This window comes from Burkholderia sp. BCC1998, assembly GCF_905339875.1.
Classification (GTDB): domain Bacteria; phylum Pseudomonadota; class Gammaproteobacteria; order Burkholderiales; family Burkholderiaceae; genus Burkholderia.
In genome coordinates this window covers 47,499-55,343 of sequence record NZ_CAJPHE010000034.1, presented here as the reverse complement: position 1 = coordinate 55,343, position 7,845 = coordinate 47,499, and the positions used below count along the sequence as shown (strand labels likewise).

The 7,845-nt window shown below is 68.4% G+C and carries 7 protein-coding genes; 6 read left to right on the top strand and 1 reads right to left on the bottom strand.

Annotated features, from left to right (window positions below):
• Positions 1-67: 67 nt before the first annotated feature.
• The 5 genes from U5A56_RS34770 (at position 68) to U5A56_RS34750 (ending at position 5,463) form a co-directional block, all read left to right on the top strand.
• Positions 68-514 (top strand): DoxX family protein, encoded by a 447-nt coding sequence (locus U5A56_RS34770; RefSeq protein ID WP_321927063.1) that lies wholly within the window; start codon positions 68-70, stop codon positions 512-514.
• A 383-nt stretch (positions 515-897) separates the two neighbouring features.
• A complete protein-coding gene (locus tag U5A56_RS34765) occupies positions 898-1,917 on the top strand; it encodes an aldo/keto reductase (RefSeq protein WP_321822378.1) in 1,020 nt (339 codons plus the stop codon).
• Between the two features lie 17 nt (positions 1,918-1,934).
• Positions 1,935-2,348, top strand: coding sequence for an SRPBCC family protein (locus tag U5A56_RS34760; RefSeq protein WP_321812290.1), 414 nt, complete (start codon positions 1,935-1,937; stop codon positions 2,346-2,348).
• Between the two features lie 502 nt (positions 2,349-2,850).
• Complete coding sequence (locus tag U5A56_RS34755) at positions 2,851-3,639, top strand: SDR family oxidoreductase (protein WP_321803752.1); 789 nt, start codon at positions 2,851-2,853, stop codon at positions 3,637-3,639.
• Positions 3,640-3,879: 240 nt separating this feature from the next.
• Positions 3,880-5,463 (top strand): aldehyde dehydrogenase (NADP(+)), encoded by a 1,584-nt coding sequence (locus U5A56_RS34750; protein WP_321927061.1) that lies wholly within the window; start codon positions 3,880-3,882, stop codon positions 5,461-5,463.
• 154 nt (positions 5,464-5,617) lie between these two features.
• On the opposite strand, the gene U5A56_RS34745 is transcribed toward U5A56_RS34750, so the two are convergent.
• Entirely contained in the window at positions 5,618-6,526 is a 909-nt protein-coding gene (locus tag U5A56_RS34745) for a LysR family transcriptional regulator (RefSeq protein ID WP_321927059.1), read from the bottom strand.
• A 100-nt stretch (positions 6,527-6,626) separates the two neighbouring features.
• On the opposite strand from U5A56_RS34745, the gene U5A56_RS34740 reads away from it, so the two are divergent.
• A complete protein-coding gene (locus tag U5A56_RS34740) occupies positions 6,627-7,646 on the top strand; it encodes an aldo/keto reductase (RefSeq protein ID WP_321927058.1) in 1,020 nt (339 codons plus the stop codon).
• Positions 7,647-7,845: the final 199 nt, after the last annotated feature.

The window sequence follows — 7,845 nt, the reverse complement described above, 5'->3', positions numbered from 1 at the left end:
ACGCTGCCGACCTCGGACGCGAAGGGCTTCTGGGGCGCGTTCGGCTGTTCGTGCTGGGCGGTCTGACATGTCGACGACGATCGGCCGGTACAGCCCCGCGTGGATCCGTGTCCTGCTCGCGCAGCCGTGGGTCGGCGCGCTGGTCCGGCTTGCACTCGTTTCCGCCTTTCTGATCGGCGGCGTCGCGAAGGCGCTCGACTTCGACGGCGCGGTCGCGGAGCAGGCGCATTTCGGCCTTCATCCGCCTGCGCTATGGGCTGCACTGGCGATTGTCGTCGAGATCGGCGGTTCGCTGTGCGTGGTGTTTCGCCGCTTCACATGGCTCGGCGCCGGCAGTCTCGGCATGCTGACGCTCGTCGCGATGCTGGTGGCGAACGACTTCTGGAACCAGACGGGCGCGGCGCGTTTCATGGCGCTCAACGGTTTCTTCGAGCACCTGGGCCTGATTGCAGCGCTCGTCCTCGTCACGATGCTGGGCGATGCCCGGGATACGCAAGGGGACGGTCACGCCTGAGGGCATGAGCCGCGCATTGCGACGGAACGCAGATTCGATCACCAGGCGGCTTTTCCCCGTTGCGCCTTCGAAAGAGGCGCAACGGGGATTCCTTTGCGCGACGCGTTGCAGGCGTGCGGCAATTGGGGGCACGCGTGGCGTTGCCGATCGTGCTCACCGGCGAAATCACTTTTGATCTGAAATCACGAATCGGCGGCCGATTCCGTCGCCAGCCTTGTCGGGCGGGGCCGCCGCGCGAACGGACCCTCCGGACGCGATATCCGCCCACCCCTTCAGACCACGTTTTAGACCTCCAGGGACTCAACTGTGTCGAATTCCGTCTTGGACAGACTTAACCCGTCTGCCTAGACTGAACTCGCTTTCCCTCACCCCTGGAGAAAATGATGAGTCTCAAAGACAAGCTGCCCGGTAACAAGATCCTTGGTTTCGGTACTGCCCCGCTCGGCAACATGTTCCGCAACATCCCCGACGCGGAAGCCGCGGCCACCGTCGAAGCGGCATGGCAACACGGCATCCGTTATTTCGATTCGGCCCCGTTCTACGGCGCCGGCCTCGCGGAAATCCGCCTCGGCGACGCGCTGGCGAATCACCCGCGTGACGAATACGTACTGAGCACCAAGGTCGGCCGCGTGATCCTCGACGAAGTCGAGGACGTGTCGGCGCGCGATCTCGGCGAGAAGGGCGGCCTGTTCGAACACGGCCGGCCGAACCGCATCGTCAACGACTACACGGCCGACGCGACGCTGCGCTCGATCGAGGACAGCCTGAAGCGCCTGCGCACCGACCGCCTCGACATCGTCTGGGTGCACGACATCGCACAGGACTTCTACGGCGACGAATGGCTCGCGCAGTTCGAAGTCGCGCGCAAGGGCGCATTCCGCGTGCTGAGCAAGCTGCGCGAAGAAGGCGTGATCAAGGCGTGGGGCCTCGGCGTGAACCGCGTCGAGCCGATCGAACTGGTGCTCGACCTCGCCGAACCGCAACCGGACGGCATGCTGCTCGCCGGCCGCTACACGCTGCTCGATCACGAGCGCGCGCTGCAACGCGTGATGCCGGCGGCTGCCGCGCAGGACGTCGGGATCGTCGTCGGCGGCCCGTACAGCTCGGGCGTACTCGCGGGTGGCACGCACTTCGAATACCAGAAGGCTTCGCCGGAAATCCTCGCGAAGGTCGAGCGCATCAAGGCGATCGCCGCGCGCTACGACGTGCCGATCAAGGCCGCCGCGCTGCAGTTCTCGATGTCGCATCCGGCCACCGTCGCGGTGATTCCGGGCGCGAGCCGTCCGGAGCGGATCGCGGAAGACCAGGCTGCGCTGAACGTGGTGATTCCGGCCGACTTCTGGCGCGAAATGCGTGAACAAGGTCTGATTGCGGCCAATGCGCCGCTGCCGACCGATCGTTGATCCTGAAAGGTGATGACATGGCACAGGCCAATGCAAGCATCGAGATCGCGGCTTCGGCCGACACGGTCTGGACACTGATCGGCGGCTTCGGGTCGCTGCCCGACTGGCTGTCGTACATCCCGGCGAGCGAGCTGAGCGAAGGCGGTCGCGTGCGCAGCCTCGCGAACCCGGACGGCGACGCGATCGTCGAGCGGCTGGTCGCCTTCGACGACGCGGCACGCAGCTACACGTACGCGATCCTCGAAGCGCCGTTCCCGGTCGTGAACTATCGCTCCACGCTGCGCGTGCGCGAGAACGGCGCGAACGCCGCGACGGTCGAGTGGTCGGGCACGTTCACGCCGCACGGCGCGACCGACGACGAAGCGATCAGCCTCTTCCGCGGCATCTACGAGGACGGTCTCGCCGAACTGGCGAAGCGGTTCGCGGCGTGACGGTGTCGTGGCGTAGCGGCGCGATCGCGTGACGGTGTGACGATGTCGCGCGCGGTGAACGGGTGCCGGCCGTGTCGGCACCCGCCGGCGCCGTGCGTCGTGGCGGGTTTTCATCCGTGACGACGCGCGGCACCGGCGCCGCCGCGTGTGCATCGCCAATCGTCGTATGAACGTGCCGAGCCGTCGTCGGCGTTGCGGTCGCACCGTTCGTCGTCCGGCCGCCGCGGCGTCATGCGATGGACGCGGAACGCGCCCGCATGCGGCGGCGGGGCAACGACCGATAACGCGCGGTTATACCGGTATCACATCCTGTCAATTGTCGCGCGGGGGCGGACTCCGTATGCTGGCCCATTGCGCGGCTTTCCCGCGCATTTCGGACGTGCGCGTCAGTCGGTGCGCCGCCGGCACGCGCTGCGCGGGCGGCAGCGTCGGCGCGTGAGCGTGCCGGCCGGCGCACGCGGCGGCACCGGGCGGCGCGCACGGCATTCCAGGAAGAACGCAGATGAACCTGAACATCGAAGGCCGCTGGGCGCTGGTTTGCGCAGCGAGCAAGGGGCTCGGCAAGGGGTGCGCGCAGGCGCTCGTCGCCGAGGGCGTGAACGTCGTGATCACCGCGCGCGGCAGCGACGCGCTCGACGCGACCGCCCGGGAACTGCGCGCGCTCAATCCGGCCGTCACGGTGATCGCGGTGGCCGGCGACATCACGACGAGCGCGGGCCGCGCGGCGGCGCTCGCGGCCGCGCCGCACGTCGATATCCTCGTGAACAACGCGGGCGGCCCGCCGCCGGGCGACTTCCGCGAATGGACGCGCGACGACTGGATCGCCGCGCTCGACGCGAACATGCTGACCGCGATCGAGTTGATCAAGGCGACCGTCGACGGGATGACCGAACGTGGCTTCGGCCGCATCGTCAACATCACGTCGAGCGCGGTGAAGGCGCCGATCGACGTGCTCGGCCTGTCGAACGGCGCGCGCACGGGCCTGACCGGCTTCGTCGCGGGCATCGCGCGGCAAAAGCGCATCGCGACGCGCAACGTGACGATCAACAACCTGTTGCCGGGGCTGTTCGACACCGATCGCCTGAAGAAGGCGACGGATGCGTCGGCGAAGGCGGAAGGCAAGGATTACGAAGCGATGCGCGAAGCGAAGCGGCAGGCCGTGCCGGCCGGGCGCTTCGGCTCGGCCGACGAATTCGGCGCGGTGTGCGCGTTCCTGTGCAGCGCGCACGCGGGCTACCTGACGGGCCAGAACGTACTGCTCGACGGCGGCGCGTATCCGGGAACGTTCTGATCGTTCGAGGCGGCTATCGACGCACCGGCGCACCGACGATGCGGCTCGACGGCAATGCACGCGATGTCGGGGCCGGGTGATGCGAGCCCGGCATCGGGCGCCCCGCCGCACGGATTCGAACCGCCCGGCCCATTCACGGCGACGCGACAGGCGCGCCGGCACGACAAACAACACACAACACCTATGCGAGCCCGTGATCGCACGGCGTTCGCCCCCGATCCATCTACAGAGGAAACGAACATGACACTCGCAGGCAACCTGCTGATCGGCTCGCGCGCACGGCGCGGCACAAACGGCGACACATACGCGGTCAACGCATCCAGCGGCGAACGCATGGCGCCGGCCTTCGGCGGCGCGAGCAGCGTCGATCTCGATGAAGCATGCGCGCTCGCCTGGGCCGCGTTCGACACGTATCGCGAAACGCAACCCGACGCGCGCGCGACGTTCCTCGAGACGATCGCGGCGAACATCCTCGCGCTCGGCGACGAACTGGTCGAGCGCTGCGTCGCGGAAACGGGCCTGCCGCGCGCCCGCGTCGAAGGCGAGCGCGGCCGAACGGTCGGCCAGCTGCGGATGTTCGCCGACGTGGTGCGCGCGGGCGACTACCTCGACGCGCGCATCGATCCGGCGCAGCCGACGCGTCAGCCGGCGCCGCGTCCCGACCTCCGCCTGCGTCATATCGGCCTCGGGCCGGTCGCGGTGTTCGGCGCGAGCAATTTCCCGCTGGCATTCTCGGTCGCGGGCGGCGATACGGCGTCCGCGCTCGCGGCCGGCTGCCCGGTGATCGTGAAAGCGCACCCGGCGCATCCGGGCACGTCGGAACTGGTCGGAATCGCCGTGCAGCAGGCGGTGAAGACGTGCGGGATGCCGGAAGGCACGTTCTCGCTGCTGTTCGACACCGGCCTCGAGATCGGGCAGGGGCTGGTGCGCGATCGGCGCATCAAGGCGGTCGGCTTCACCGGTTCGCGCCATGCCGGCACCGCGCTGATCGCGCTTGCGAACGCGCGGCCCGAGCCGATCCCCGTGTACGCGGAAATGAGCAGCATCAATCCGGTGCTGCTGTTCCCGAACGCACTCGACGCGCGCGGCGACGCGATCGCGCAGCAGTTCGTGCAGTCGCTGACGCTCGGCGCCGGGCAGTTCTGCACGAATCCGGGGTTGATCCTCGCCGTGGACGGGCCGGCGCTCGAGCGCTTTACCGCCGCGGCGGCGGAGCGGCTCGCCCAGGCCGCGGCGGCGACGATGCTCACGCCGGGCATTCACCAGGCCTTCGAGCGTTCGGTGGCCGCGCTCGCGCAGCATCCGCAGGTGCGCACCGTCGCGCGCGCGCATGCGCCGGCCGGCGCGAATCAGGGGCAGGGTGCGCTGTTCTCGACGAGCGCGGATGCGTTCCGCGAGTCGAAGGCGCTGCATGAGGAGATGTTCGGCGCGGCGTCGCTGATCGTCCGCTGTCCGGACCTCGACACGATGCTCGATCTGATCGAGTCGCTGGAAGGGCAGTTGACGACGGCGCTCCATATCGACGAAGCCGACTACGCCGCCGCGCGCACGTTCCTGCCTGCACTGGAGCGGCGCGCGGGCCGCGTGCTCGTCAACGGTTTCGGCACCGGCGTGGAAGTCGCGCATGCGATGGTGCACGGCGGCCCGTATCCGGCCACCGCGGACGGGCGTACGACGTCGGTCGGCAGTCTCGCGATCCGTCGTTTCCTGCGGCCGGTCTGCTATCAGGACATGCCGGAGGCGCTGCTGCCCGAGGCGCTGAAGACATCGAATCCGCTGGCGATCAACCGGCTGATGGACGGGAAGGTCACGCTCGCGAACTGACGCGCGAGCGGGGGGAAGCCGGCATCAGGTATCGCGCATGCAATCGCATGCGGACCGATGCCGGCTCGATCGATTTCAGCCGGAATCGTGTGGGGGGAGGCGGACGGCACGATAGATTCCCTGTCTTTGCCGGCGATCGCGCCCCCCCGTCTCGTCACTCGACCGTCGCGACCACATCCTCGCCGGTCAGGATCTCGCGGAACACGCCGACCAGCGGCCGCAAGTTGACCTTGTGCCACGCGGCCCACAGCGGCGTGCGATAGCTGAACCACGGCAGCTCGCGCAGCACGACGCCATCCGGCACCTGGTGACGCAGGCTCTGCTGGATCATCGTCACGCCGAGCCCGGCGGCGACGAGCCCGAGCGCCGCGAGCGGCTCGCTCGCCTCGACGGAAATATCCGGCGAGAAACCGGCCTTCGCGCACGCGGCGACGAACGCGCCGTGACGCGGCGCGCTTTCCTGCTGCGTGACCCCGATCCACGGCTGCGTCGCGAGGTCGTCGGCCGCGAGCGTCTTCTTCTTCGCGAGCGGATGGCCTTCGGGCAGCGCGAGCAGCATCGGATCGTTCAGCACGCGCATCGATTCGAGTTCCGGATCGTCGGGCGCGGGCGGCTCGGTCACGAGCGCGATGTCGAGACTGCGCTCGCGCAGGCCTTCGAGCTGCGCGGCGGACGTGTAGTTGTATAGCGCGATGTGGACGGCCGGGCGGTCCGCGCGCAACGTCTTCAGCGCGCGCGGCAGCACGCCCGAGTGCGTGGCCGTTTCCAGGTAGCCGATGCAGAGCCCGCCTTCGTCGCCGCGGCCGAGCCGGCGCGCGAGCGATTCCAGCCGGTTCGCATGGCGCAGGAACGCCTGCGTCTCGCTGAGGAACGTGCGGCCGTCGCGCGTCAGACGAATGCGTTGCTGGCTGCGCTCGAACAGCGTCAGCCCGAGCTTTTCCTCGAGCTGCGCGATCTGGCGGCTGAGCGGCGACTGCGAAATGTGCAGCCGTTCGGCGGCGCGGCCGACGTGTTCTTCCTCCGCGACCGCGATGAAATATTGAAGCTGACGGATGTCGAGCATATAAGACCTCGTGGGACTCAAGTTTGATGAATTATGTCTTGGACAGACATAACCATGCAACCTAGACTGGACGCACTTTCCGTGACCTGTGGAGAAATGCATGCGTCTCAAAGCCACGCTGCCGGCCGACAACACGCTCGGTTTCGGCGCCGCCCCGCTCGGCAACATGTTCCGCGACATCCCCGACGACGAAGCCGCCGCGACTGTCGAAGCCGCGTGGGCGCGCGGGATCCGCTACTTCGACACCGCGCCGTCGTACGGCGCGGGGCTGGCCGAGTCGCGTCTGGGCGACGTGCTCGCCGGCCATCGGCGCGACGACTACGTGATCAGCACGAAGGTAGGCCGCGTCGTGCTCGACGAAATGGAAGGCGCGAGCGCGCGCGACTACGGCGAGAAGACCGGAATCTTCGCGCATGGCCGCGCGAACCGGCTCGTCAGCGACTACACGGCCGACGCGACGCTGCGCTCGATCGAGGGCAGCCTGAAGCGCCTGCGTACCGATCGGCTCGACATCGTGTGGGTGCACGACATCGCGCAGGACATCTACGGCGACGAATGGCTCGCGCAGTTCGAGGTCGCGCGCAAGGGCGCGTTCCGCGTGCTGGGCAAGCTGCGCGAAGAAGGCGTGATCGGCGCGTGGGGGCTCGGCGTGAACCGCGTCGAGCCGATCGAACTCGCGCTCGACCTCGCCGAACCGCAGCCGGACGGCATGCTGCTGGCCGGCCGCTATACGTTGCTCGATCACGAGCGCGCGCTGCAGCGCGTGATGCCGGTGGCAGCCGCGCTAGGCGTCGGGATCGTCGTCGGGGGTCCGTACAGTTCGGGCGTGCTGGTCGGCGGCGCGCACTTCGAATACCAGAAGGCTTCGCCGGAAATCGTCGCGAAGGTCGAACGCATCAAGGCGATCGCCGCACGCTACGACGTGCCGGTCAAGGCGGCCGCGCTGCAGTTCGTGCTCGCGCATCCCGCGGTCGCGTCGGTGATTCCCGGTGCGAGCCGTCCGGCGCGCATCGCGGAAGATGTCGACGCGCTGAACGCGACGATTCCCGCCGACTTCTGGCGCGAGATGCGCGAGCAGGGGCTCGTCGCCGCGAACGCGCCGCTGCCGATCGATCGCTGATCGGGCCGGTCGACGCGAGTCGATAAAAAATGCCCGCGCAAGCGGGCATCGTCGGGGCGGTGCGGTGCGGTGCGGCGCGCCGTTCGGGCGCGCGCTTGGCCGTTCAATTAGAATCTCTAACAAAATGAACGGATGGAGCTGCTAACCTGCCGCACGCTCTGCTCACCACTTCGTTGTTTCGCTGACGACGAGAGCACGG